The 24,357-nt window shown below is 44.6% G+C and carries 35 protein-coding genes and 1 tRNA gene; 24 read left to right on the top strand and 12 right to left on the bottom strand.

Annotated elements, in window-relative coordinates:
* The first annotated feature begins 10 nt into the window (after positions 1 to 10).
* Positions 11 to 793: a phosphate ABC transporter ATP-binding protein PstB gene (pstB, locus tag NYE50_RS13880; RefSeq protein ID WP_159354378.1), complete on the top strand. Its 783-nt coding sequence runs from the start codon at positions 11 to 13 to the stop codon at positions 791 to 793.
* 99 nt (positions 794 to 892) lie between these two features.
* Here pstB and NYE50_RS13875 read toward each other — a convergent pair whose 3' ends face one another.
* Both NYE50_RS13875 and NYE50_RS13870 read right to left on the bottom strand, forming a co-directional pair.
* Positions 893 to 1,357, bottom strand: a complete 465-nt coding sequence (locus NYE50_RS13875; protein ID WP_022552954.1) for an endolytic transglycosylase MltG — start codon at positions 1,355 to 1,357, stop codon at positions 893 to 895.
* Positions 1,354 to 1,707, bottom strand: a complete 354-nt coding sequence (locus tag NYE50_RS13870; protein WP_003153047.1) for a hypothetical protein — start codon at positions 1,705 to 1,707, stop codon at positions 1,354 to 1,356. Before NYE50_RS13870 ends, NYE50_RS13875 begins: the two co-directional genes overlap by 4 nt.
* Before the next feature lie 346 nt (positions 1,708 to 2,053).
* Between NYE50_RS13870 and rpmG the strand changes: the two genes are divergently transcribed.
* The 3 genes from rpmG (at position 2,054) to NYE50_RS13855 (ending at position 3,080) form a co-directional block, all read left to right on the top strand.
* Entirely contained in the window at positions 2,054 to 2,203 is a 150-nt protein-coding gene (gene rpmG, locus NYE50_RS13865) for a 50S ribosomal protein L33 (RefSeq protein ID WP_003153056.1), read from the top strand.
* Between the two features lie 78 nt (positions 2,204 to 2,281).
* Positions 2,282 to 2,836: a 5-formyltetrahydrofolate cyclo-ligase gene (locus NYE50_RS13860; RefSeq protein WP_017418150.1), complete on the top strand. Its 555-nt coding sequence runs from the start codon at positions 2,282 to 2,284 to the stop codon at positions 2,834 to 2,836.
* 70 nt (positions 2,837 to 2,906) lie between these two features.
* The gene (locus NYE50_RS13855; RefSeq protein WP_094296041.1) at positions 2,907 to 3,080 is read left to right on the top strand and encodes a hypothetical protein; all 174 of its coding nucleotides are present in this window, start codon (positions 2,907 to 2,909) and stop codon (positions 3,078 to 3,080) included.
* A gap of 75 nt (positions 3,081 to 3,155) precedes the next feature.
* Here NYE50_RS13855 and nhaC read toward each other — a convergent pair whose 3' ends face one another.
* Positions 3,156 to 4,520 (bottom strand): Na+/H+ antiporter NhaC, encoded by a 1,365-nt coding sequence (gene nhaC / locus NYE50_RS13850; RefSeq protein ID WP_021494320.1) that lies wholly within the window; start codon positions 4,518 to 4,520, stop codon positions 3,156 to 3,158.
* 197 nt (positions 4,521 to 4,717) lie between these two features.
* Here nhaC and NYE50_RS13845 point away from each other — a divergent pair, with 197 nt between their 5' ends.
* The 5 genes from NYE50_RS13845 to NYE50_RS13825 all read left to right on the top strand — a co-directional run bounded on the left by NYE50_RS13845 (position 4,718) and on the right by NYE50_RS13825 (position 8,564).
* Positions 4,718 to 4,927, top strand: a complete 210-nt coding sequence (locus tag NYE50_RS13845) for a YqgQ family protein (RefSeq protein WP_007408313.1) — start codon at positions 4,718 to 4,720, stop codon at positions 4,925 to 4,927.
* A gap of 34 nt (positions 4,928 to 4,961) precedes the next feature.
* Positions 4,962 to 5,924 carry a glucose kinase GlcK gene (glcK, locus tag NYE50_RS13840; RefSeq protein WP_014418385.1) on the top strand — a complete coding sequence of 321 codons (963 nt, stop codon included), beginning with the start codon at positions 4,962 to 4,964 and terminating at the stop codon, positions 5,922 to 5,924.
* Between the two features lie 82 nt (positions 5,925 to 6,006).
* Positions 6,007 to 7,134: a M14 family metallopeptidase gene (locus NYE50_RS13835; RefSeq protein ID WP_159354377.1), complete on the top strand. Its 1,128-nt coding sequence runs from the start codon at positions 6,007 to 6,009 to the stop codon at positions 7,132 to 7,134.
* Between the two features lie 72 nt (positions 7,135 to 7,206).
* A complete protein-coding gene (locus NYE50_RS13830) occupies positions 7,207 to 8,244 on the top strand; it encodes a YqgU-like beta propeller domain-containing protein (RefSeq protein WP_159354376.1) in 1,038 nt (345 codons plus the stop codon).
* A 5-nt stretch (positions 8,245 to 8,249) separates the two neighbouring features.
* A complete protein-coding gene (locus NYE50_RS13825) occupies positions 8,250 to 8,564 on the top strand; it encodes an MTH1187 family thiamine-binding protein (RefSeq protein WP_061860712.1) in 315 nt (104 codons plus the stop codon).
* A 32-nt stretch (positions 8,565 to 8,596) separates the two neighbouring features.
* Here the strand turns inward: NYE50_RS13825 and NYE50_RS13820 are convergent, their stop codons facing one another.
* Positions 8,597 to 8,770, bottom strand: coding sequence for a DUF2759 domain-containing protein (locus tag NYE50_RS13820; RefSeq protein ID WP_003153076.1), 174 nt, complete (start codon positions 8,768 to 8,770; stop codon positions 8,597 to 8,599).
* Between the two features lie 154 nt (positions 8,771 to 8,924).
* Here NYE50_RS13820 and NYE50_RS13815 point away from each other — a divergent pair, with 154 nt between their 5' ends.
* A complete protein-coding gene (locus NYE50_RS13815) occupies positions 8,925 to 9,563 on the top strand; it encodes an MBL fold metallo-hydrolase (protein WP_003153077.1) in 639 nt (212 codons plus the stop codon).
* A gap of 39 nt (positions 9,564 to 9,602) precedes the next feature.
* On the opposite strand, the gene NYE50_RS13810 is transcribed toward NYE50_RS13815, so the two are convergent.
* Positions 9,603 to 9,848 carry a DUF2626 domain-containing protein gene (locus NYE50_RS13810; RefSeq protein ID WP_003153078.1) on the bottom strand — a complete coding sequence of 82 codons (246 nt, stop codon included), beginning with the start codon at positions 9,846 to 9,848 and terminating at the stop codon, positions 9,603 to 9,605.
* Between the two features lie 236 nt (positions 9,849 to 10,084).
* On the opposite strand from NYE50_RS13810, the gene NYE50_RS13805 reads away from it, so the two are divergent.
* Positions 10,085 to 10,465: a Spx/MgsR family RNA polymerase-binding regulatory protein gene (locus NYE50_RS13805; protein ID WP_003153079.1), complete on the top strand. Its 381-nt coding sequence runs from the start codon at positions 10,085 to 10,087 to the stop codon at positions 10,463 to 10,465.
* 64 nt (positions 10,466 to 10,529) lie between these two features.
* On the opposite strand, the gene NYE50_RS13800 is transcribed toward NYE50_RS13805, so the two are convergent.
* Positions 10,530 to 10,600: transfer RNA gene (locus tag NYE50_RS13800), tRNA-Gln, on the bottom strand.
* Between the two features lie 71 nt (positions 10,601 to 10,671).
* Here NYE50_RS13800 and NYE50_RS13795 point away from each other — a divergent pair.
* Positions 10,672 to 11,502, top strand: a complete 831-nt coding sequence (locus NYE50_RS13795) for an STAS domain-containing protein (protein WP_039254482.1) — start codon at positions 10,672 to 10,674, stop codon at positions 11,500 to 11,502.
* Between the two features lie 37 nt (positions 11,503 to 11,539).
* On the opposite strand, the gene NYE50_RS13790 is transcribed toward NYE50_RS13795, so the two are convergent.
* The gene (locus NYE50_RS13790) at positions 11,540 to 12,841 is read right to left on the bottom strand and encodes a hemolysin family protein (RefSeq protein ID WP_007408318.1); all 1,302 of its coding nucleotides are present in this window, start codon (positions 12,839 to 12,841) and stop codon (positions 11,540 to 11,542) included.
* 145 nt (positions 12,842 to 12,986) lie between these two features.
* Between NYE50_RS13790 and NYE50_RS13785 the strand changes: the two genes are divergently transcribed.
* The 9 genes from NYE50_RS13785 (at position 12,987) to NYE50_RS13745 (ending at position 18,285) form a co-directional block, all read left to right on the top strand.
* Positions 12,987 to 13,937, top strand: a complete 951-nt coding sequence (locus NYE50_RS13785; RefSeq protein WP_014418379.1) for a magnesium transporter CorA family protein — start codon at positions 12,987 to 12,989, stop codon at positions 13,935 to 13,937.
* A 192-nt stretch (positions 13,938 to 14,129) separates the two neighbouring features.
* The gene (comGA, locus tag NYE50_RS13780) at positions 14,130 to 15,200 is read left to right on the top strand and encodes a competence type IV pilus ATPase ComGA (RefSeq protein WP_159354375.1); all 1,071 of its coding nucleotides are present in this window, start codon (positions 14,130 to 14,132) and stop codon (positions 15,198 to 15,200) included.
* Positions 15,187 to 16,224 carry a competence type IV pilus assembly protein ComGB gene (gene comGB, locus NYE50_RS13775; protein ID WP_053284924.1) on the top strand — a complete coding sequence of 346 codons (1,038 nt, stop codon included), beginning with the start codon at positions 15,187 to 15,189 and terminating at the stop codon, positions 16,222 to 16,224. The genes comGA and comGB overlap by 14 nt, the downstream gene beginning before the upstream one ends.
* Positions 16,225 to 16,228: 4 nt before the next feature.
* On the top strand, positions 16,229 to 16,537 hold the full coding sequence (comGC, locus tag NYE50_RS13770; protein WP_159354374.1) for a competence type IV pilus major pilin ComGC: 309 nt from the start codon (positions 16,229 to 16,231) through the stop codon (positions 16,535 to 16,537).
* Complete coding sequence (gene comGD / locus NYE50_RS13765; RefSeq protein ID WP_159354373.1) at positions 16,527 to 16,964, top strand: competence type IV pilus minor pilin ComGD; 438 nt, start codon at positions 16,527 to 16,529, stop codon at positions 16,962 to 16,964. The genes comGC and comGD overlap by 11 nt, the downstream gene beginning before the upstream one ends.
* The gene (comGE, locus tag NYE50_RS13760; RefSeq protein ID WP_017418140.1) at positions 16,948 to 17,262 is read left to right on the top strand and encodes a competence type IV pilus minor pilin ComGE; all 315 of its coding nucleotides are present in this window, start codon (positions 16,948 to 16,950) and stop codon (positions 17,260 to 17,262) included. The genes comGD and comGE overlap by 17 nt, the downstream gene beginning before the upstream one ends.
* 13 nt (positions 17,263 to 17,275) lie before the next feature.
* Positions 17,276 to 17,671, top strand: a complete 396-nt coding sequence (gene comGF, locus NYE50_RS13755) for a competence type IV pilus minor pilin ComGF (RefSeq protein WP_021494311.1) — start codon at positions 17,276 to 17,278, stop codon at positions 17,669 to 17,671.
* Entirely contained in the window at positions 17,672 to 18,049 is a 378-nt protein-coding gene (gene comGG / locus NYE50_RS13750; RefSeq protein WP_017418138.1) for a competence type IV pilus minor pilin ComGG, read from the top strand. It begins immediately after the preceding gene.
* Between the two features lie 56 nt (positions 18,050 to 18,105).
* Positions 18,106 to 18,285, top strand: a complete 180-nt coding sequence (locus NYE50_RS13745; RefSeq protein WP_003153093.1) for a YqzE family protein — start codon at positions 18,106 to 18,108, stop codon at positions 18,283 to 18,285.
* 40 nt (positions 18,286 to 18,325) lie between these two features.
* Here NYE50_RS13745 and NYE50_RS13740 read toward each other — a convergent pair whose 3' ends face one another.
* On the bottom strand, positions 18,326 to 18,655 hold the full coding sequence (locus NYE50_RS13740) for a DUF3889 domain-containing protein (RefSeq protein WP_012117979.1): 330 nt from the start codon (positions 18,653 to 18,655) through the stop codon (positions 18,326 to 18,328).
* A gap of 258 nt (positions 18,656 to 18,913) precedes the next feature.
* On the opposite strand from NYE50_RS13740, the gene tapA reads away from it, so the two are divergent.
* The 3 genes from tapA (at position 18,914) to tasA (ending at position 20,991) form a co-directional block, all read left to right on the top strand.
* Entirely contained in the window at positions 18,914 to 19,585 is a 672-nt protein-coding gene (tapA, locus tag NYE50_RS13735) for an amyloid fiber anchoring/assembly protein TapA (RefSeq protein WP_014418371.1), read from the top strand.
* Positions 19,557 to 20,141: a signal peptidase I SipW gene (gene sipW / locus NYE50_RS13730; protein WP_012117977.1), complete on the top strand. Its 585-nt coding sequence runs from the start codon at positions 19,557 to 19,559 to the stop codon at positions 20,139 to 20,141. The genes tapA and sipW overlap by 29 nt, the downstream gene beginning before the upstream one ends.
* 64 nt (positions 20,142 to 20,205) lie before the next feature.
* Complete coding sequence (gene tasA, locus NYE50_RS13725; RefSeq protein WP_017418136.1) at positions 20,206 to 20,991, top strand: biofilm matrix protein TasA; 786 nt, start codon at positions 20,206 to 20,208, stop codon at positions 20,989 to 20,991.
* Positions 20,992 to 21,038: 47 nt separating this feature from the next.
* On the opposite strand, the gene sinR is transcribed toward tasA, so the two are convergent.
* The 4 genes from sinR to NYE50_RS13705 form a co-directional block, all read right to left on the bottom strand.
* On the bottom strand, positions 21,039 to 21,374 hold the full coding sequence (sinR, locus tag NYE50_RS13720) for a transcriptional regulator SinR (protein ID WP_003153104.1): 336 nt from the start codon (positions 21,372 to 21,374) through the stop codon (positions 21,039 to 21,041).
* 33 nt (positions 21,375 to 21,407) lie between these two features.
* A complete protein-coding gene (gene sinI, locus NYE50_RS13715; protein WP_159354372.1) occupies positions 21,408 to 21,581 on the bottom strand; it encodes an anti-repressor SinI in 174 nt (57 codons plus the stop codon).
* A gap of 176 nt (positions 21,582 to 21,757) precedes the next feature.
* Entirely contained in the window at positions 21,758 to 22,552 is a 795-nt protein-coding gene (locus NYE50_RS13710) for a YqhG family protein (protein WP_014418368.1), read from the bottom strand.
* A 21-nt stretch (positions 22,553 to 22,573) separates the two neighbouring features.
* Positions 22,574 to 24,244, bottom strand: a complete 1,671-nt coding sequence (locus NYE50_RS13705) for a DEAD/DEAH box helicase (RefSeq protein ID WP_038461530.1) — start codon at positions 24,242 to 24,244, stop codon at positions 22,574 to 22,576.
* Positions 24,245 to 24,357 lie beyond the last annotated feature (113 nt).

Here is a 24,357-nt window from a genome sequence, read left to right as displayed (position 1 = left end):
GGGAAGGACTGTGAGCCTTGTGAAGGAAGCGGTGCACACACAGAATTTATTTGATATTCACGGCATGAACGTATGGTACGGAGCCCATCAGGCTTTAAAAGACATTACGATCGGTTTTGAGGAGCGGAAGGTAACTGCGATCATCGGTCCGTCCGGCTGCGGGAAATCCACTTTTATTAAAACATTAAACTTAATGTTGCAAATGGCTCCGAATGTCAAAGTGACAGGTGACATGATCTATAACGGGCGCAATCTGCTGAAAGAAAAGACGGATGCGGCAGAATTAAGAAAACAAATCGGTATGGTGTTTCAAAAAGGCAATCCGTTTCCGCAGCCAATATTTGAGAATGTCGTGTACGGTCCGAGAATTCACGGCGAAAAAAATAAAAAGAAACTGCTTGAAATCGCCGAGGAATCTTTAAAGGCAGCTGCGCTCTGGGATGAAGTGAAAGATCGCCTTCACCAGCAGGCGCTTTCACTGTCAGGCGGTCAGCAGCAGCGGCTGTGCATCGCAAGGGCGCTCGCCACCAAACCGGACGTCCTTCTGATGGATGAACCGACGTCCGCTCTCGACCCCGTATCCACACGGAAAATAGAAGAGCTGATTTTGACATTGAAAGAAAAGTATACAATCGTCATTGTGACGCACAACATGCAGCAGGCTGCGAGGGTCTCTGATCAAACCGCGTTTTTCTATATGGGCGAACTGGTAGAGTGGGGGGATACGGACAAAATATTTTCTCAGCCGGATCATCAAAAAACACATGATTATATCACCGGAAAATTCGGATGAAAAAAACGGGCCCGGCCATTGACCGGGTCCGTTTTATATTGCTTATTAAAAAAGCCTGCCGGCCGTATCCATCTGAATGGATGATGCCTGCAAGCTTTTTTAGCGGGTTAATGTTTTGACGATTTTTTTAAAGCTCATATCTGAGTCGACTTTGAAATGGCCGGCGCGGATTTCTTTATGGTAGCCTGCGTCAATGACGTAATCATTAAAGTCCTTCGCTGAAGGAATAATCCCTTCTTTTTCAAGAATGGATGACACATCAGCAGTGCTCATTCCGTTTTTAATCGTCAGTTTGTATGTTACTTTTTTCTTTTTGTCGTCTGTGTTTTGGTCGTTGTTTAACGATTTTTCTTTAGAATCAAGAAGTTTTTGATAGTCATCCCGGTTGACGGAGACTTTTTGCTGATCGTCGAGGTAGCTGTTTACTTCTTTTTCTGTCAATGCTGTTTTTTCGGTTTTAACGGCGGCTGCCTGGTCATGGTCAGTCAAATAGAAGACAGCGGCGAGAACGGCCGTCGCTAAAATCATGCCTGCTGCAAAAGCCTGAATGCCCCGTTTTGTCATACGAGCACCTTCTCATTATCTTTAATAATGGTATTGACGTCCTCGACAGACACGTGCTCCGCTTTTGCGATGGCTTCCGCAGACATTCCGTTGTTATATTTTGAAATGATTTGTTTGGCGATTTTTTGGTTAATGCCGCTGCTTTTGGCTTTGCGGATCACGAGGTTGGTTTCCAGCAATTCTTCTTCAAGCACCGTCATTTTCTTTTTCAACTTGTAAATTTCCTGCATGGCGGAAAGCTGAAGCGTTTCAAGCTCCTGTTCCACGTCTTTCATCGGATCTCTTTGAGAATATGAGAATGCAATAAGCGCTATACTGACGATAAACAACGCAATAATAGCAATTTCCACGTTTCATCACCTTCTATTATTAATTTGCCCTTCTTTTTTATACCATAAAACGCCGCCATTCTAAAGGAAATAGAGAAAAAAACGGAATTTTGTCGGGAAATCTTTTTTATTCGGGGAGCAAACGGTTATTTCTCTATAGATTTCGTATCAGAAAGTCCTTTTTTGTCCTGTTTCGTCATATTTTCCCTTCATCTGACGCAGGCTCATTCAGAGGATCAGAAGCGTAAACTGATGTTTTCTGCACTTAAACAACATTTCATGTAAATCACTCTAGCATTCCGTCCATTATAGTGGTATTATATATAAGTCTGAATAAGTAAATGATATTTAGTTTGGAGGGAAAATAATGCGCGTTAATATTACTTTGGCTTGCACTGAATGTGGTGAGCGTAACTATATTTCTAAAAAGAACAAACGCAACAATCCGGACCGCGTTGAATTTAAAAAATATTGCCCACGTGATAAAAAATCTACGTTACACCGTGAAACAAAATAAGCTGTTTAAAACAGCGGAAAAAGCTGGAGCTTTCAATAAAGTTCTGGCTTTTTTGTCTTTCAGGGAGGTTTGACAAACGTGAAAGCACAAATCAGAACCGATATAAAAGCAAAGCTTTCTGACATGACAGAAAGTGAATGGGAGAAAAAATGCCGCAGCATGCGTGAAACGCTGTTTTCTTTAAAAGAATGGAAACAGGCCCGCGTGATCGCCGTTACCATCTCGACACGCCTGGAAATTCCGACACGGCCGATTATTGAACAGGCCTGGAAAGAGAAAAAACAAGTCTGTATCCCAAAATGCTTTCCGCAGACGGGAGCGATGGAGTTCCGTACATTTTCTGCGTATGATCAGCTGGAAACCGTATATGCGGGCCTCAGTGAACCGATCGAGAGCCTGACGGAAAAAGCCGCCCAAAAAGACATTGACCTTGTGATTGTGCCCGGCGTGGCTTTTGACCGGGAAGGCTTCAGAATCGGATACGGCGGAGGATATTATGATCGGTACCTCTCCGGTTATAAAGGCCGTACCGTGTCGCTTCTCTTTGACTGCCAGCTGACAGACCGCATTCCCCGCATGCCCCACGATATTCCGGTCGATATGATCGTGACTGAATCTGAAACCATCGCTTAATCGCATAAAAAACTTCTTGCACCGGAATAATTCTCGCTGTTTGACAAACGATAGGGGCAGGAGGGATAAGATGAAAAAAATGTTGATCTACTCATTATGCGCCGTATCTGTTTTAGCCGTTTACCAAAACCGCTACCGTCTGATGAACAGCGTGCTCAGCCAGCCGGGGATCAGACGGTCATTCATTCATTTCTTTTTAAAAATACCGTTTATCAGAAACAAATTCATTCAGCAGGCATTTTAAACAAATCCCGTTTTTCAGCGGGATTTTTTGCATAAGAAAACCTGCCGGTAAAAAACGGCAGGTTTTCTCGTATTGTCAGCTTTTTTTCAGGAAACCGAGCAGAATTGAGATCATAGGAGAAATGTACAGGAAAAAGGTAAACGGCAGGTAGTCGATGACGGAAACCCCTAATGCGCTTGCCATAAAAGCGCCGCTTACTCCCCAGGGAATCAGCGGGTTGATCAATGTTCCGCCGTCCTCAAGCGACCGCGCAAGGTGAATCCGCTTAATGCTGAGCTTGTCATATAAAGGTTTATAAGATTGGCCCGGAATTAAGATCGACAAATACTGCTCACCTGTCGCAAGGTTTACGCCTATACTTGAGAAGACGGTCGCCATGACAAGACGTCCTTTCGTATGCACGCCTTTTATCAATCCTTGAAGCAGCGCCGCGATCAGGCCCGTTTTTTCCATCAGGCCGCCGAGCGCAAAGGCGATCATGATCAGAGAGACTGATCCCATCATCGATTGGAGCCCGCCTCTGTTGATAATGCTGGCCACAGCCTGGTCGCCGGTTTTAAACGCCGTCCCGCTTTGCAGGGCGGATATAAATCCTTGAATGCTGCTGTCAGGAATAAAAACAGCAGTCAGAAGCCCTGCGGAAATAATACCGGCGGTAAGCACCGGAATCACGGAAACCCGTCTCACAGCTAAAATGATCACCAACAGAGGTGAAAGAAGCGACCAAGGCGTAACGTGAACGGCCTCTTTTATTCCGGAAATGACCGCCTCAATATTTTGCGTTGAAGCGGCATTTATTGAAACCGATGAACCGAGAATATAAAAAAGAACAATCGTGATCAGCAGTGCCGGAACGGTAGTGCCCATCATATGGCGAATATGCTTAAAAATCGGAATTTCGCCGATTCCGGCGGCAAAATTCGTCGTGTCGGACATCGGTGACATTTTATCACCGAAACAAGCCCCGCAAATGACTGCTCCCGCCGTCCATTCGAGCGGAACTCCCGCCGCGCTTGCTACCCCTAACAGCGCGACGCCGATTGTACTGACAGTTGTCAGACTTGAGCCGACAAGCGTGCTGATAATCATGCAGGAAAATAATGCGGTCAAAAGCAGCTGACTCGGCTGTATAATTGACAAAGCGTAAACGGTGACGGTGGGAATGGCGCCGCTGTACATCCAGGCGCCGATCAGCACACCGATCAAAGCCAGCACGATAATCGGCTGCACACCGTTTTTCAATCCGCTGACAATTCCTTTTTCAAGACTGTCCCACGAGAAACCGAGCCACAAACCTGCCAGAGACAGAATAATGACGCAAAAGAACAGCGGCATATGCGGCTCTGTATGAAAGAAAAACAGGCAGGAAATAATGACTGCTAACATCAAGACAAATAAACTGATGGCTGAGATGAACGTCAGCCTTTTTTCTTGTTTCAAAACAACACCCCATCAAACTTTAATCCTTTTGTGCTTTTGGGCACGAAAGTATTGTAACAGAAAAACGCATAAATGAGTGTTTTTTTACAATTTTGAATATACAATTTATGAAAATAATACAAGGATATTTCCTCCAATCGTTTTTTGCTTGACGCCCGGATCAGTGATGAAATACGCTTATACTAAGAAGAATAGAAATGGTGAAGAAGATGAATTCATTTTATGACGTGCAGCAGCTGTTTAAGTCATTCGGACATATCGTTTATTTCGGTGACAGACAAGCCGAAATTGACTTTATGAAAGATGAATTAAAGGAAATGTACTTGTCAAACGTGATTGAAAGAGAATTATGGCAAAAAGCCGCCGGAGTTCTTCAGAGAGAATCGGAGCGGATCAAAGGCAGATAACACAGCAGGATTTTAATAAGAAAAGGAGATTATTATGGAAGATACATGGTTTGCGGGGATTGATCTTGGCGGAACAACCATCAAGCTGGCCTTTATCAACATGTACGGTGAAATTCAGCATAAATGGGAAGTTCCGACCGATAAATCAGGAAATACAATTACGGTCACTATCGCCAAAGCGCTTGACCAGAAGCTGGAAGAACTGAACAAGCCGAAACGGATCGTAAAATGGATCGGAATGGGAGCGCCCGGACCCGTGGAAATGGCGACGGGAATGGTCTATGAGACGACAAATATGGGGTGGAAAAACTATCCGCTGAAAGACCATCTCGAGGCGGAAACGGGTATTCCGGCCGTCATTGAAAACGATGCCAATATCGCGGCGCTCGGAGAAATGTGGAAGGGTGCAGGTGACGGGGCCAAAGATGTCATTTTAGTGACGCTCGGAACCGGAGTCGGCGGAGGCATCATCGTCAACGGAGAAATCGTTCACGGTAAAAACGGGGCCGGCGGAGAAATCGGTCATATTTGCAGTATTCCGGAAGGAGGAGCTCCGTGCAACTGCGGAAAATCCGGCTGCATCGAAACGATTGCGTCCGCAACAGGCATCGTCCGCATCGCGAAAGAAAAGCTTGCGGCGGTTTCCGACTCTTCGCTCTTACAAGTGGATGATCTGACGGCACGTGACGTGTTCGAAGCGGCTAAACAGCAGGATAAGACAGCGCTTGAAGTCGTCGATTATGTCGCAAAACATTTAGGCCTCGTGCTCGGAAACCTGGCAAGCGCCATGAACCCGACGAAAATCGTGCTCGGCGGAGGCGTGTCTAAAGCGGGTGAAATCCTGCGGTCAAAAGTGGAAGAGACCTTCAAAATCACCGCGTTCCCGCGTTCTGCGGAAGCGGCCGATATTTCGATTGCGGCACTTGGAAATGACGCCGGAGTCATCGGCGGGGCGTGGATTGCCAAAAATGAATGGCTCAAACATCAAAACTGCTGAAGAAAGTCTGCCTGCCCATATCGCGGGCGGCTTTCTTTTTTTATCTCCCCTGTCATATAGTTTTTAAAAAAGGGGGATGAACATGGCGGGAATTCGTGTCAAACCTGAATTGAAACAGCATATGAAAGATATCGCAAAGGTGCTTTCAATTGATGAAAAACTGTTGAAAGCCGCTGATAAAACGGCGGAAAACGATGAATTATTTTGTCCCGGCTTTGCTGTGTGCGGGCAGTCAGAGAGTCCGCCGCTTGAGACGCTGAGCGGGCTTTCGCGATACATCCGGCACTGTGAAAGGATTCTTTCCGCTGATCAATGGGTGAAGGAAGAAAAGGTGTACGGGTCCCAATCGGTTTATGAAGAAATTGAGAAAATAACGGATGTCTTTCCGTTTGTCACGTGCCGTAAAATCGGCAGTTCCGTATTGGGAAAGCCGCTTTATGAGCTGAAAATAGGTGCGGATACGGCTGAAAGAAAAGTCCATGTAAATGCCTCATTTCATGCCAATGAATGGATCACCACCTCGGTCGCGCTTAAATGGTGTAAAGAATATTGCGCGGCATTATGCGAAAATAAAACCGTTTTCGGGCACTCTGCGCTTGATATATTCAGCCTGACATCATTGTCATTCGTTCCGCTCGTAAATCCCGACGGTGTTGATCTCGTACTTTACGGATGTGAAGATTTATCAGAAAAAAATGAATTTCTTAATCAATTAAATGAGCACCGCCCGGATTTCCGCGAATGGAAGGCGAATATAAACGGTGTGGATTTAAATAAAAATTTCCCATCCAATTGGGATATTGAACAGAGGCGCAAACCGAAGGCCCCTTCATACCGTGATTTTCCAGGGACGGCGCCGCTCACTGAACCGGAGGCGCAGGCGATGCACCGGCTGATAACGGAGCAGCCGCCTGACAGGCTGATCGCGCTTCATACGCAGGGAGAAGAGATTTATTGGGGATACGAAGGATGTGAACCGGAGCAATCATCCCGGATGATTCGGGAGTTTGAAGCGATAAGCGGAAACCGCTATCAAGGCGTTAAAACCATTGACAGCCATGCGGGTTTTAGGGATTGGTTTATACAGCAGTATGGAAAAGAGGGCTATACCATTGAGCTCGGAAAGGGAAAAAACCCTTTGCCTTTTCATCAGTTTGCTGATATTTATCAAGCGACGGAAGGTATTTTGTGGAGGTCGCTTGTTTTTTGAGACATCTGTGAAATTTCTCATTTGTTTACATAAACAAATATGGGACAATAGAAAAGAATGGAGGGAAGGCTGGTGAGATACTTGGTTTGTGTTCTGCTGTCCGCATTCGTTCTGTGTTTAGCGGCCTGTGAACCATCTCATCAGCAGCAAGACACAGGCGTTTCGGCAAAATCGGCAGAACAGAAAATCGTTCCGCTCAGTAAAAAGGAAGCGGAGAAAACGGAAGGATGGCTGGATAACAGAACGATTCTGTATACAGCACATCATCAGCTGATGAAATATGATCTTTTCAGCGGAAAATCCGAACGGCTATATGAAACAAAGGGCAATATTGTCAATGTAAAGATCAGCCGGAAAAAACAGCTGATTCTCGTACAGGTGACAAGCAGCGGTCAGACTGAGCTTGTGCTTATGAACAAGCAGGGGAAAAGACTTTATCACAAAGCCTTTAACTCTTATGAGCTGGAGACGGCTTGGAATCCGTATGACCCGTATCAAATGATAATTACCGTTTTTACTGAAACATGGGACTTCACAGCCTATACGGCCGATATGAACAACGGCATTTTAAAAAAGAGTCCCGTTCAGGCCCCTTTTGTCCATTGGACCTCCACTGATGAATTCCAATATATCAAGCAAGGAAAAACGGAGGAAGAGGGTCCTTTATATTCTTATGACTTGCAGACAAAAAAAGAAAAAAGAGTGCTTCATCACGTCATCTGGGCCGATTCCCGCCCAGGCATGACGATTGCCGTCAGACAAACGGATCAATCGGACGGAGACGGCGAGTTCCTTTTCCAAAAGCCGGCATCCGTGACGCACCGCTTTCCTCTCCAAGAAAAGTATGAGAGCTTTGCGCCGATGGAGTATGATTACGATCAGACACACAAGCGGTTTTACATATTCAAGCCTGAAGGCCGCTCTTACAATCTGATCAGCTTTGACTTAGGAGACGAACGGGAGCGGACGGTGCTCAAAAACACGGAAATGGAGCCGATTCAGATCTCTCCGAACGGGGAATACGCTTTATACGGCTTTACGTATGACCGTCTGATTTCACTGAAAACAGGCATGACAGAACCAATCATAACAAATGAAAAAGGAGTTTGAACCAAATGGCAATTGCAGATGTGACAATCATTCCGATCGGAACAAAAACACCGAGCGTCAGTGAGTATGTAGCGGATGTGCAAAACATTCTGGAGGGTTACAAAGCTGCCGGCAAAATCAAATTTCAGCTCACGCCGATGAACACTTTGATTGAAGGTGAGCTGAGCGACTTATTCGCAGTCATTCAGGACATTCACGAAGCCCCGTTCCAAAAAGGGCTGCACAGAGTGGCGACAAATATCCGCATTGATGACAGACGTGATAAAGAAACGACGCTGGAGAGCAAAATCAAAAGTGTCAATAAACATTTGCAGCAATAAAAAATAAGCCTGTATCCATTGGATACAGGCTTTTAATGTGCAGTCGGATAGCCGCTGGTTACAACGGTCATTACGGTAAACCAGCCAAACACGCCCAGCGTGGCGGCGGCTAACAAAAATCCCAGGATATTTCTCTGTCTGACAGCCCGCAGGACTCCTAATACAGCTAATAATGCGACAAGGCCGAAGATTACAACAAGTAACATCATGCTCCTCCTTTGTCATTGGAACCTGAAAATCTTTCCATTTCATTTTAACCGTTTTCATTTTGTTTGTCGATAGCGTTTTCCCGGCCGCATTCATTGAATCTTCCGCAGAAAACCTTCATAATATGGGCATATACATAAAGAGGTGATGAAAGTGAAATGGAGACGAATGCCGGCCGGTCCGATTCAGGCAAACGCGTATTTTCTTGTCAGTGAGGATCAGTCTTGTCTTATTTTTGATCCGGGCGGAGAAGCGGACAAAATCAACAATTACATAAAAGAAAACAATCTGAAGCCGCTGGCCATCTTACTAACGCACGCCCATTTTGACCATATCGGCGCGCTTGACGAAGTAAGAGACAGATGGGATGTTCCCGTATATCTTCACAAAAATGAAGAAAAGTGGCTGGAGGACTCTTCCTTAAACGGATCGGGCATATTGCGGGGCATCGCCGTAACGGCACGGCCCGCCGAACGGCTGATTGAAGGCGACGGCATATTGGACATCGGGCCTTTCCATTTGGAGACATTGTTTACGCCGGGACATTCACCGGGAAGCGTTTCTTATTATGTGAAGGACGCGGATCTGGTGATTTCAGGTGATGTGCTCTTTCAGGGAGGCATCGGCCGAACTGATTTACACGGCGGAAGTCAGGACGTATTGCTTGATTCCATTCATCAAAAACTGCTCACGCTTCCCGGACATACACTTGTGTTAAGCGGGCACGGGCCGGAAACGGATATTCAGACAGAGCAGGAGCGAAACCCGTTTATCAATGGTTTTTCACTGTAAATGAAAAAAGACAGACCATAATCGGTCTGTCTTTTTCTGTCAGTGGGTTCCGCCGCCCGGTGTCATAATAAAAATAGAGTAATATGTAAATCCGGCGAAAAATACGGTTAAGTAAGCTCCGAAAATATAAATATACATCCGCTCAGTCAGATTCAAATAAGAAAGAAATACGAAAAAGATCGTCTGTCCAAAAAACAAAAGTGAAGCGTCTTTCATGCCCCCTAAAAAAAACATGACTGCAAATATCCCCGTCCAAAATCCTAACACCCGGAACATGCGATTCATTCCTTATCCCCTCCCGAGAGTCTATCTGAAGTTTATTATAATAGATCGGCACTCAAAATGTAAACATTTTCATGATTATATTTATTGTGGAATTTATGTCTTTCCCTGTGTTTTATATCTTATGCCGCTCTCTGAAAAAGATCCGAAAAATCTTTTTGAAATATGTTTAATGAAAAAAAGTTCAGGGTACTTATGTTAACAAAGAGACGGATTATCCGAGGGAGGAATTTTTAAAAATGAAAGAACTTATTTTTTATTCATACCCGAGCTGCACATCATGCCGAAAAACGAAACATTGGTTAAAAGCCCACAATGTTGACTTTCAAGAGCGCCATCTATTCAGGGAGACACCGACAATTGATGAATTGAAGCAGATCTTATCATTAACGACTGAAGGAATTGATGAAATATTGGCGACGAGAAGTCAAACATTTAAAAATCTCAACCTGAACATTGAAGAAATGACTGTAAATGAAGTGCTGAAGCTTTTGACTGAGAAGCCGAAACTGCTGCGGCGTCCGATTCTGATCGATCGCAATAAACTCGTTATCGGATACAATCCGGGAGAACTGATGAAGCTGACGAAGAAAAAAACGGTACATCAATCTGTATCATAAGAGAAAAACGAAGATCCGCTGATCAAAATTTATCAGCTAATCTTCGTTTTTTGCGGTTGCGGGACTGGGCTAGCTGGATTCGAACCAACGATCACGGAGTCAAAGTCCATTGCCTTACCGCTTGGCTATAGCCCATCGGATGTAATTACAGTATGTGCGTCCGGCGCCGATTTATACATACAAAGGAATTTGAATGGAGGAGACCCGTGAAACATTTGAGTGAAGCATTATCTCGAACCTTAATTGAAGAATCAGGTGAAATCACACGCCAGTGGCTGCTCATACCAAAATCGGGGCGGCCTACAGATGATCAGAAAGCGGAAATGCAGCACCGTCTGTTAATTGAAATCGTTGCCGGCATTTTATCGGAAAAAGACGGCGGGGAAGAGGAGCTGACGAAATGGGCGCTTCAGTTCGCAAGGGACCGGGCCGTCCATGAAATACCGGTCTATGAAAGCGTCACGAGCTTTAAAGAATTCCGGAGATTGGTCTGGAACCGCATACAGACGTGCTGTGAAACAATGTCTGAGAAGCCTGGGGCGAATGCGGTATTCCATTGGGGAGAGAAGCTGAACAAAGCAATTGACCATATGATTGAAGTATTTACAGAGGAATATTATAAAGTGACGGTTACACAATTAAACGCCCAAAAAGAAATGATTAACGAACTAAGCGCGCCGATTATGCCGATTGCCGACGGTATTGGAATTTTGCCGCTCGTCGGCGAAATTGACACCTACCGGGCAAAAATGATTTTGGAATCGGTGCTTGACCAATGTTCTTCACTCCGTCTTTCTTATTTATTTTTAGATATATCAGGTGTGCCGATTGTGGATACGATGGTCGCTTATCAGATTTTTAAAGTGATTGACAGCACAAAACTTCTTGGCATAGAAACGACAATCTCAGGCATCAGGCCGGAAATCGCGCAGACCGTCGTGAAGCTCGGCATCGATTTTTCTCAAGTGAAAACGGAGCAGAGTCTGGCGAAAGCGCTGGCAAAAAACGGATTTATCGTAAAAGAATCATTAAGATGATAAAAAGCTGAATGGCCGGGAGGGATGTCTCCCTCAGCTATTCAGCTTTTTCAGCTTCAATCGTAATGATATGATGGCTGTCGATTTCTTTTACCGTAAATGTGTAGCCTTCAAAATCAATGGTGCTCCCGGGCTTCGCGTCAATATGCTGAGTAAGAAACCAGCCCCCCAGTGTATCGACTTGATCAGCCGTAATCTCTGTTCCGAGTACATCATTGACGTCACTGATCAGCAATTTGGCGTTCAGGAGATAGCGGTTCTTCCCAAGCTTTTGAACGGAAGGTGTTTCGTCCGTATCAAATTCGTCGCGGATTTCGCCGACGATCTCTTCAATGATATCTTCCGCCGTTACTAATCCCGCGGTTCCGCCGTACTCATCAATGAGAATGGCCATATGGGCGTGTTCCCGCTGCATTTTAACGAATAATTGATAAATCGGAATCGTCTCAATCACGTGGATCGCCGGCTGGATGTAAGGGCTGAGTTCGTGTTTTGTAAACGCCGCTCCTTCTGACAGGAATCTGAATAAAACTTCTTTTATATTGATGATGCCGACTACATGATCTTTATCTCCTTTTACTACGGGATACCGGGTATATTTATTTGTTTTGATAATGTCCCGGAGCATATGTCCCGATCCGCTGTCTAACGGCAGGCTCACCATTTCATTCCGGGGCACCATAATTTCTTTGGCAGTGCGCTTATCAAATGTAAAAATGTTATTTACGTAATGCAGCTCGCTTTTTTTAATCATGCCGCTTCGATAGCTTTCGGCAAGGAGCACCCGCAATTCCTCTTCCGTATAAGCCATTTCATGTTCGGAAGCAGGCTTCAAGCCGAACATTGCTGTAATCAGGCGGGCGGAATGATTGAGCAGCCAGATGAACGGAAACATTAACTTATAAAACAAAATCATCGGTCTGGCAGACAAAAGTGTAATCCGCTCGGCTTTTTGGATAGCAAAACTTTTCGGGGCGAGTTCGCCGATGACGACATTCACATATGTAACCAGCAGAAAGGCGATGATCAATGACAGGACTTGGGCAACCGCTTCGTGAACTCCGGTCTTTAAAAATAACGGCTGAAGCATTGCTTTGACTGTCGGTTCACCCAGCCAGCCGATTCCCAAAGCGGTGACGGTGATACCCAATTGGCAGGCCGATAAATATTCATCAAGGTGTGTAATGACATGCTTGGCTGCTTTTGCTCCTTTTACATTTTCCTCAATGAGCTGATTAATGCGGGAGCGCCTTGCTTTAACGATTGAAAACTCTATGGCGACAAAACACGCCGTTAATAAAATAAATAGTACGATGGCAGATAGTTTGATGATATACAATGTAACGCCTTCCGCGAAGGAAGGCTTGCACCTCCCTTTTTTCGGAATAATACCACTGTAGAAGGCTGCTCAAACATCGAACCTGGTTTAGCCTGCTTCATTTACGGTAATAAAACAAGAAAGCGATACTGGAGGATGACAAGAGATGAAGGTACATTCGGGTGCGGACTGGCTGTGGTACCAGCTCGGTCCGCATGAAAAAACAGAAGCGAAAAAAATGATCCATCACAATCACTGGCCGCAATGCGAAAAGTGGTTTGAACATGAAAATCATATAAACTTTCTGCGCTCAGATACAAATGATCAGAATAATGAAGCGGTTTTCGGTTCTTTAATCTATCATCAAGGATTAGATGATGAAAAAAACCATACCGTATTTCACTTTTATATTACGAGAGACTTCTTTTTTACAATTAATTTTGATTTTTCGCTGCTGCGCGGTGTAAAAGAAAAGCATGCCACACAGCAGATTCAAACCTGTGAAAATCCGATTGAAGGCTTTTTCGTTTTACTCGGAGAGCTGATGAATTCCTATCTGATCGGACTGGATGAATTTGAAGTCAAGCAGCGGACGCTGAAATGGCAGATTCATGATGACAACAGCAAAGGAATCTTGGAAAATGTGCATAAACTGCGCCATGAGCTGTTCATTTGGAAAGGTCTTACACTGGGGGCTAAAAAAGTAGAAATGGCTTTAAAAGAAGCTTTTCTTCCGAAAAATGACAGGCAGAAAGATTACCTCAGAGCTCATCAAAAGATGGAAAGAGGAATTACATATATCAATGAGTTTGATCAGGAATTGAGCAATCTGCTGCACGCCGAGGAAGTCATTACCTCCCAAAGAGGAAATGAAATTGTGAAAGCCTTGACGATCTTTACAACACTCTTTACACCGATGACGGCGCTTGGAGCTCTCTGGGGGATGAACTTTGATAACATGCCGGAGCTTCATTGGAAATATGCGTATATCTGTTCCATCGTGCTCATTATTGTATCAACCCTGCTGATTTATATTTATCTGCGGCACAAAGGCTGGACAGGGGACATTTTGAGGGAGCATCAAAAAAAATATTTGCGGAAAGAAAAGAAACGCTAAGAAGAGCAGGCATTCGCCTGCTTTTTTTGATGGCTGAAAATGGCCGAATGGTTCCGGATTTCATTCGGTAAATCAATGTCAGGGGGCTTGTTTTTTATTTTTTTGCGTTTTACACAGTGTAAAACGCATAATCTCTCCTTTGCCGGCTTTTGTGTATCTGATTTACAATACGTGCGGAAGGAGGGAAGTCTTGTGAAAAATATTGAATCATACAGCAGGAACATCATAAACGAGGCCTATACGGCAAGGGCTTCAGATATACACATTGTGCCGAGAGAAAGGGATGCTTTCATTCATTTTCGCATCGGCCATGCTCTTGTGAAAAAAAGAGTCTTAAAAAAAGAGGAATGTGTAAGGCTTATTTCTCATTTCAAGTTTTTATCGGCCATGGATATAGGAGAAAGACGAAAGCCGCAAAACGGGTCATTGTCTCTGCCGCTTCCGACAGAAACCGTTCATTTGAGAATGTCAACCTTGCCGACAATGAATGATGAAAGTCTTGTTATCAGGCTTTTGCCTAAGCAGCAGATTCCCCCTCTGGATAAACTGTCCTTATTTCGGGGGGCAGGCGCCGCATTATTGTCCTTTCTGAAGCATTCGCACGGCCTGCTTCTGTTTACCGGCCCGACCGGATCTGGAAAAACGACCACTCTTTACTCGCTTGTCAACTATGCAAAACGGCATTTCAACCGGCGGATTGTCACGCTTGAAGACCCCGTAGAAACAAGAGATGAGGATGTGCTGCAAGTTCAGGTGAATGAAAAAGCCGGAGTCACATATTCCGCCGGTTTAAAAGCGATTTTAAGACATGATCCCGATATGATCATCTTAGGGGAAATCAGGGATGCCGAGACGGCTGAAATCGCAGTCCGCGCGGCAATGACGGGACACCTCGTTCTTTCAAGCCTGCATACAAGAGATGCTAAGGGCGCCATATACAGGCTGCTGGAGTTCGGCGTGAACATGACAGAAATTGAACAAACCGTCATTGCCATTGCCGCTCAGCGTCTGGTTGATTTAACATGTCCGTTCTGCAAAGAGGAAAACTGTTCCGTGTACTGCCGGATGTACAGGCAGACACGCCGTGCGGGCATTTATGAACTGCTCTACGGGAAAAACCTCACCCAATGCTTTCAGGAAGCAAAGGGAGAGCACGCCAATTTTCAATATCAGACGCTCCGCAGGCTGATCAGAAAAGGAATCGCGCTCGGCTATGTCACGACCGACAATTACGATCGGTGGGTGTATCATGAAGCGGATTAAACGAACCTGGCCGTTGAAGGATCAAGCGGCTTTTTTGAAAAGGCTCGGTGAAATGACGGAAAAAGGATACAGTCTGATTGAAGGGCTAAGACTGCTGAAACTCCAGCTGCATAAACGTCAGCTTGCAGAGCTGACGGACGGAATCCGCCGGCTGAGGGAAGGTGATGCGTTTTACCAAGTGCTTGAGGCACTGTCTTTTCACAAAGAAGCCGTCTCTATCTGCTATTTCGCTGAGAAACACGGGGAATTGCCGGGGGCGATGAAACAAAGCGGCGACTTGTTACAGAGAAAGCTCATGCAGACGAATCAAATCAAAAAAATGCTCCGGTATCCGATGTTTTTAATATCTTCCGTCTGTGTCATGTTTTATATCCTGCAAAGTTTAATCATTCCGCAGTTTTCTGGGATTTATCAATCAATGAATATGAATACATCCGGTGCGACTGCTTTGATCTTTGCGTTTTTTCGGCATTTTCATGAAGCCTGCGCACTGGCGCTGTCCGCCGCTTTCTGCTTGTTTTTGTACGTTTGGTTCTTATGTAAGAAAAAATCCCCGCAAGATAAAATGCTGATTGTTGTGAAAATCCCCCTATTAGGAAAAGCGGCCGTTCTTTTTAACAGCTACTTTTTCTCTTTACAGCTCAGCAGTCTTCTGAAATCCGGCCTTTCTATCTATGACAGCTTAACAGCTTTTAAAGAACAATCTTTTCTGCCTTTTTATCGTGAAGAAGCAGAGATGCTCATTACACGTCTGAAAGCCGGAGAAACCATAGAATCCGCTCTTTCCGGGCATCCGTGCTATGAAAAAGACCTTGCGGCTGCAGTCAGCCACGGACAGGCAAACGGCCGGCTTCACCGCGAACTTTATACGTACAGCCAGTTTATGATGGAGCGTCTTGAACAAAACGCGGCGAAGTATACCGGCATTCTCCAGCCTGTCATTTACGGTGTTGTGGCCGGTATGATTTTAATTGTCTACATGTCAATGCTGATGCCGATGTACCAGATGATGAACCAAATGTAAGGGAGTGCTTCGTCTGAAAAATCAAGGTGGATTTACTTTAATTGAAATGCTGATTGTTTTATTTATCGTTTCCATTCTGCTTTTAATCACCATTCCTAACGTTACAAAACATAATCAAAGCATTCAGCGTAAAGGCTGTGAAGGACTGCAGAATATGGTGAAAGCCCAAGTGACGGCGTACGAAATCGACCATGAAGGTAAAATGCCGGATATGAACGATTTACAATCAGAGGGGTATATCAAAAAGAATACAGCCTGCCCGAATGGTAAACAGATCTTAATTAGTGGCGGAGAAGTTACAGTTGAACAATAACAGGCGGACAGAAAATGGGTTTACCCTTCTTGAAAGCCTGATTGTGTTAAGCCTGGCGTCCGTCCTGCTGACGGTTTTGTTCACGACGGTTCCGCCGGTCTGCACCCACCTTGTCGTGCGGCAAAAAACAGAACAGCTCCAAAAAGATATTCAGCTTGCTCAGGAAACGGCTATCGCAGAACATAATAGAACAAAAATCACTTTTCTTCCAAAAGAGCATAAATACAAACTGCAGTCAGGCGGAAGGATTGTCGAGCGTTCTTTTGATTCGCTTCATATTACACTTGTGACTTTACCGGAGAGCCTTGAATTTAACGAAAAAGGCCATCCGAATTCGGGAGGAAAGATTCAATTGAAGAGCGCCGGGTTCACCTATGAGATAACAGTTTACTTAGGGAGCGGAAATGTCCATGCTAAACGGAAATAAGGGGTTCTCTACTATTGAAACGCTATCAGCAATGGCCATTTGGCTGTTCCTTATGACGTCTATCATTCCAGTCTGGACGGGCATGCTGACAGATGGCCTGAAAATAGAAGATCGCCAGGAAGCGTACCAGCTTCTTCAGAAACATATCAGCACTTATATGATGACCGGAAAAAAGCCGCCGTCTCCCGGTGTGAAGTGGAAGGAGGATGGTGAGTATTACAAAGTGTGTGCGGCTGACCCCGGCGAAAAAGAAATGTGCCTCAGCATTCTCAAAACAGACTGGCTTTACGCTTCTTAATGTTTTGTTCTCCTTGGCAGTCTGTCTTTTCCTATCAGGCACCCTGGGCCCGATTTTACATCTGTTCTTATCAAACCGGACCGATAACGGCGGATTAGACAGCCGGGAGCATCAAATTGCCGTTCAGCAGATCATGAACGAATGTAAACAGGCTGAGACTGTGAAGCCGGCGGACGGCGGACGGGCGTTAGCATGCCGGAAAACAGGAGGCGAAGAAGTGCGTTTTGAAATTTATCATAAGATGATAAGGAAAAGAGTAAACGGAAAAGGCCACGTGCCGATCCTGCAAAACGCGGCATCATTAACGGCTGATGTGAAAAACGGCCTGCTCTTATTAGAGATCTCAAGCGTTACAGGTAAAAAGTATCAGGCGGTCATTCCGGTTTACAGCTCTTTTAAAGGTGATTAAATGTACAAATCTGACGGTTTTATATATCCCGCGGTTCTGTTTGTTTCTGCCGCAGTTTTACTTGTCATCAGCTATACTTCATCTGATTTCATCACCCGAAAAACATTTGCAAAAGAGGCCGGGGAGTACTGGATCGGAGAGAACCTGCTCCAAAACGGCGCGCTGCTGTCAAGCCGCCATATGACACAGGGACAAAAGGGCCAAACTGGTACACAGCGTTTTCCGTACGGCACCGTTTCTTTTCACATCACCGGGAGTGACCGAAGGGAAACGGTTCAGGTTACAATTCAGGCGGAAACCACGACAGGCACGAGACGGGAGGCTCACCTTTTGTTCGATCAGAAGAAGAAACAGCTGATTCAATGGACGGAAGTATAAAAAAGAGGCGGCGGGACAACACTTCATAGTAAAGACAGCACTATGAGGTGAGAGCCGTGAAAACAAATGATTATGTAAAATATATGACTGAGCAATTCGTTAAATATTTCGATACGCCGAAACAGGAACGGAGAGAGCGAAAAGAAGTGCGGAAAGAAAAGAAAGTGCCGGCTTCTCAGCACTGGTTCGGAATATTGCCGTACAGTTTTAAGCTGTGGATGCAACGGAAAAAATAAAGTTGAATCACACGAAAGGTCCTCCTGATACAGGAGGGCCTTATTGGTATTCCTCAATGACGGCAATTTTATTTACTTTTTGGCTGTAGGGATTAAAAGAAATCGTAACAAACACACCAAATTCTTTTGCGCCATCCCGCAATGTCAAGTGGTATTGCTTGACTGCTTCGTCCGTTCTTTTCCGATCCCACACCTTTTGAATAAATAACGTTTGGGCGAGCGGATATCTTTTTTTAGCTTCTTTTTCTGCTAACTTTTCCCATTTTGATTTATGGTGAACAGCATAATAAGGCACCGTTTCCGCCTGAGCTGTTCCTGAAACCCCGAAAACAAGAAGAGAAAGGCAAATCAGACTTTGTTTGATCATCATTCTTCGTCCTTTCGCTGTATATACTTTCCATTTTGTGCTAGGCACCTCGTTATTTTCTCACGTTTTATTAGAAAAAATTCCAAAAAGGTGTGTAATTTGAAGCAAAACGATGTTTTTGAAAGATGCCATTCTTAAAAACGAACAATTTGACCGAATTTGACATTTTTCAAGACGATAATCCTTGATTATACTTTGTTCATACAGTTCTTTAAAGAGAACGGTTGTCATATTTATTAACAGTTTTACAGGGGGGAAGGCATGTTCCGATTGTTGCGAATGGAAAAAAAGGGCAAGGTGAGATGGCGGATGATGCTATTTTTACGGCTTTCGTTCATTTTTTGCCTGTCCGTGATGATATGTGCTCAGTTCACAGGTGATACAAGTTCCTCCTTCAATGATGTGAAAAGCTTCAGTCTCCCGGTTCAAACGTGCGGAGATTTTCAATATACGGATGACGATTGCCGTTATGACGAACGCTGGGATCAAAGTGATTTACATATAACAAATCAAACTGATACGTCAGGCACTGTGTGTGCGCCGCTTCAGCTCTATGCCGAGCTGGAGAATAAGGGAAAAGAGCGGACTGTTTCTGACTGGAAATGGGAGCTCCATAAAATCGCTTCTCAGCAGCAGCCTTTACGAAACGGCAATGTTGTGGATAAAGGGCTTATTACTGATAAAAAAAGCAAAACGATTTATAAAATTGAGTCAAAGCGGTCTTTGCAGCCGGGCATATACGCATTCAAGGTTTACAAGCCTGAAGGGTACCCGGCCGACGAAGAAAAATTTGAGTGGTCAAAACCGATGAAACTCGTCAAATGCCGGGAACAGGCGACCGTTTCCGATCTAAAGAAAACGGAGAAAGAGCCGGCTGAGCCGGTAAAAGAAAGCGGGGAAGAACATGAAAAAAACGCTGAAACTGATCAGTAATATTTTGTATGCCGTCATCTTCAGCTTGATTATTGTGCTGACGTTAACGGTGATTTCGACCCGGGCTTCCGGGGGTGAGCCGGCCATTTTCGGCTATACGCTGAAATCCGTGCTGTCGGGTTCAATGGACCCGGAATTTAAGACGGGTTCGCTCATAGCGGTAAAGAAAATTTCTGACGTAAATGACTTAAAAAAAGGGGATGTGATCACCTTTACGCAAGATGACGGAACAGCCGTCACACACAGAATAATCGGGATCACAAAAAAGGACGGGAACCTGCTGTTTGAGACAAAAGGGGACCATAATGCCGCCCCGGATGCCGCACCCGTTCAAGCTGAAAAAGTGGCGGCCCAGTATACGGGATATCAGCTTCCGTATGCCGGATATGTCATACATTTGGCCAGCCAGCCGATCGGAACGGCGATTCTGTTAATCGTTCCCGGCGTCATGCTTTTGATTTACTCAATAACAGTCATTGTCAGCGCCCTCCGCGATATTGAGCGGAAAACGAAAGCGCTGGAAGAACATGCGAAAAAGGGAACCATCTCCACATGAATACGGTTGCAACCTGGCGACAGGATTTGATAACAAAAATAAAAAGTAAGGGGAGAGTACAAACATGGGTATGAAAAAGAAATTAAGCTTGGGCGTTGCCTCAGCCGCACTCGGTTTAGCATTAGTAGGAGGAGGCACATGGGCCGCATTTAATGATGTGAAGTCGACGGACGCTACATTTGCGTCAGGAACACTTGATTTATCGGCTAAAGAACAATCAGCCAATGTCAATTTGTCAAACTTAAAACCAGGCGATAAATTGACGAAAGATTTCGAATTCAGAAACAACGGTTCACTTGCCATTAAAGAAGTGCTGATGGCTTTGAATTTTACTGACTTTAAAGGAGCAAAGAAAGGAAATGAATCTGCGGAGGATTTCCTCAGCCAGTTTGAAATTACGGTTCTGACAGTCGGTAAAGAAGGGGGCAACGGCTATCCTAAAAATATCATTTTGAAGGCGGCCAGCCTGAAAGACTTATACTTAATGTCAACAAAACAGGATAAAGCAGCTGCCGAAGCGATCAGCAAGCACATTGATCCGAAATTCCTGAGTGGGAGCGGAAAAGTCAATGTAGCAACCATTAACGGCAAAACAGCTCCTGAGTACGACGGAGTTCCGAAAACGCCTGCTGATTATGACCAGGTGAGAATGGAAATCCAATTTAAAAATGACACCGCAAAAACTGCGGACGGATTAAGTGTGCAAAACAAGTTCCAAGGCAATGCGATTTCTCTTCAATTCTCTTTTGAAGCAACGCAATGGAACGGCTTGACCATTACGAAAGATCATACGGATAAAGACGGTTACGTCAAGGAAAATGAAAAGGCTCACAGTGAGGATAAAAACTAATCCGAAAGTCGGACAGTTAAAAGAGGAGTTGTGCACATATGGCGGCACTACTCCTCTTTTTGCGCTTTTCTCCATTTTTGATAATCTAAAAATTCACGAAATTGTTTTTTTGATACCCCGGATGTCATTGCATCGCGAACTAATTTCTCCCATTCACTATCTAATTGACCATCGTATTCGGTTTCATGTTTTTCATCAAGTAAAGTATGAACCGAGACGTCCAGAACAGCGGAGACTTTTTCGAGAAATTGAATGGAGGGGTTCGTCTGTAAATTTCGTTCTATTGAGCTTAAATAAGACTTCGCTACCCCAGCTTTTTCAGCTAGTTCTGATAGTGAGTAGCCTTTTTCTTTTCGGTATTGTTTAATACGCTGGCCAATCAATGTCATCACCTTCCTTGTGATATTATAGCACATTCAGAAAGGATTTACGGTATGACTTCTGGCTGCCTGGATATGTTGAGAAGACTTTTTATTCGAAAGCAGGTATTTGCGTATTTCTTCTAGGCTGATATTTGCTTTTTGGGCTTCTAATATCAGCTCAACCCATTCCTTATCTAATTGTGAAAATCCTGTTTTTGCATTTTTCATGCATTTTCTCCTCCTAAAATACTTGTTTATGTATTTCAGCCAATCCGGCCATGACCTTATCTTTACATGTCTGGAAGTGATTCATCGCATGCGAAACGCCAGAAATTTTTTCTATATACTTTTATTATAATATAGAATTTCCAGAAAAAACGGGAAAGGTGTCGAATGGATAACGCTTATCCAGAAAAATTACTTTGCAGGAAAAATAAACCGCCGTTTTCAATCTGAATGTGAATTTTCGGCTGATATAAGGCTTTCAGCGCTTGTTTTTCCAAATGGTATTCCTCAGGTTTTTCCTCTGTCTGCTCATAAAACTGATCGAGCAGCCTGAGGTCCTTTTTCCATCTGGCGATCGCGCTGTCAGCCCAGTCTGACGGCTCTTTGGCGGCAGCGTCTTTTAAGTAATGCTCCATCCTTTTAATCCCGCTTTCCGGCTTAATCATCGGCGATATGGTAAAGCAATAGTCTGATATTTGCGAGGTCAGCGGAAGCGGTGCAAGCTTCTGCTGAAACCCTTCTATAATTGTTCCAGAAACAAGATGCAGGCCTAAAGACAAAAGTCTGTCTTTTTTCATGTCGGATTGGTATGAAATCACTACATTTAATCCCAGCCAGGGCTGAAGCGGCACTCTGGCTCCGGCTGATACAATTTTCTCATATATTCTTGTAAATCTCCCATTTTGTTTAACTGCTTGAAAGATTTGAAAGAGGCGCGGGGCTCCAAAGTAAATAAATTCGCCGTCCATATCCTCCGGAGCCGTTTCTTTATCAGTGATGAACGTGATCTTCATCGGGTTCGGTTCGCCGCCCGTTTTTTCACGCCAATGCCAATAAAACGGGCGGTTCATAATTTGTTTGTCCATCTCGACCGTCAACTGAACCGTCATAAAACCCGGCCCGTGTTCTGTAATCGGACAGTGGTTCGCTTCAAAAAAGCGCAGTAAAAATTCGTGAACCTCCTGCTGTCTCATGTCGCGCTTCCTCCTTTTAGATTAAGATCCTTTTTTTCTGGCGGGCTTGTCCGTACCGTACGACAGAAAAGAGGTGAGATTGTCCATTTTGATTCTCATTTCTTCCTCTGTCAGCGAATGGCATAAAATATCATGCAAATGGTCTTCAAAATTGCTCACTTTGATTTTTGTTAAAATGTCATCTAATTCTCCGACGACATTTTCAAATAAATGAATTTTGTCATACAGAAGTTTTAAGATATGCTCTTCCACCGTATGTTTTGTCGCCATATTGTAGATATGGACATCTCTTTCCTGACCGAGTCTGTGAATCCTTCCGATTCTTTGTTCAAGCCGCATCGGGTTCCACGGCAGGTCATAATTGATTATATGGTTGCAGAATTGCAGGTTGATCCCTTCGCCTCCGGCTTCTGTAGCGATCAGCACCTGCACTTTGCCGCGGAAGAGATCCTTCATCCAGTCTTTTTTTCCGCGTTTAAATCCGCCTCTGAACGGAACGGAGCTTATGCCGTTCTGCTGAAGGAACCATTGCAGGTAAATCTGTGTCGCCCTGTATTCAGTAAAAATAATGACTTTATCATTAATCTTTTGGATCAAGTCAACAACTTGAATTGCTTTTGAGTTTTGCGTGACTTGATTGATGCGGTCCATTAAATTAGCGATCGTCTGGTCATCGAATGCGGGCGCATGTTTGTCTTTTTGGTCAAGCATTTTTTTGAGCGTCATATACACGGCTTCCCTGCTTGAACAGCACTCTCTTTGCAGCGTCATAATGGAAAATGCGCTTGCGGGCTTTTCCGTGCCGTTTTTCAGTGCGGCGATGTCATCGTAAAGCGCCTGTTCCGTCGGTGAAAAGGTGATCGGTACTGTTTTCACGTGGCGCTTCGTCCATGTAAGGCCGGTGTCGCTCCGCGTGTTGCGGATCATCACCTTATTGACGAGCTCTTTCAAATGCTCATGAGCGTCAATCCCGTCCTTCTGATTGAAGGTTTCTTGAAATCCGCTTTCATTTCCTAAATGGCCGGGCTTTAACAGTGACACTAAATTGAAGATTTCTTCGATCCGGTTTTGAATCGGCGTCGCCGTCAGAAGCAGGCAGTATTTCTTCACAAGACTTCTCGCAAATTCATAATTTTTCGTTTTGCTGTTTTTGAGCTTGTGCGCCTCGTCAATAATGACGAGATCATACGGAATAGAAAGCACAATGTCCTTGTGAGGCGAGCGTTTGGCCGTATCAATAGAAGAAACGACGATATCGCACTGTTCCCACACATAGCTTTTCTTCTGTTCAACAGCGGGTATCAAAAACTTCTCCTGAAGCTCTTTGACCCACTGGGAAACGAGTGATGCCGGCACAAGAATCAGGATTTTTTTGGCCAGCCCGCGAATCATGTATTCTTTTAAAATCAGGCCCGCTTCCACCGTTTTTCCGAGCCCCACTTCATCAGCTAAAATCGCCTTGCCGTTCATTTTTTCAACGACTTTCTGCGCGACTTCAAGCTGATGGGGAAGCGGAGTGAAATCGGGCAGGTATAAAGGAGCCCTCAATCCTTCAAATTCAGGAATGGCAAGGGTCTGCTGGACTTCAGCCGACAGTTTGTACATCTCCCAATTTGACCAGGGACCGTCCGTTTTCAGCCGCTCAGAAAACTCTCCCGGCCAGTTTGCATCAAATATGATCTCTGCTGTCATATGTAACAAAACCGCCTTTCTTTTAAAAAACTGATTTATCATAATTTTTGTTGCCGGACGTAAGTGAGGGTGGTAGGATATAAGTAATGATTTCACTAAAAGATATTGCTTTA

The sequence above is a fragment of the Bacillus sp. EU55 genome (assembly GCF_038005925.1).
In the GTDB taxonomy this organism is placed as follows: Bacteria; Bacillota; Bacilli; order Bacillales; family Bacillaceae; genus Bacillus; species Bacillus velezensis.
The sequence above is the reverse complement of the archived record's forward strand: the minus strand, read 5'-3'. Positions and strand labels throughout refer to the sequence as shown.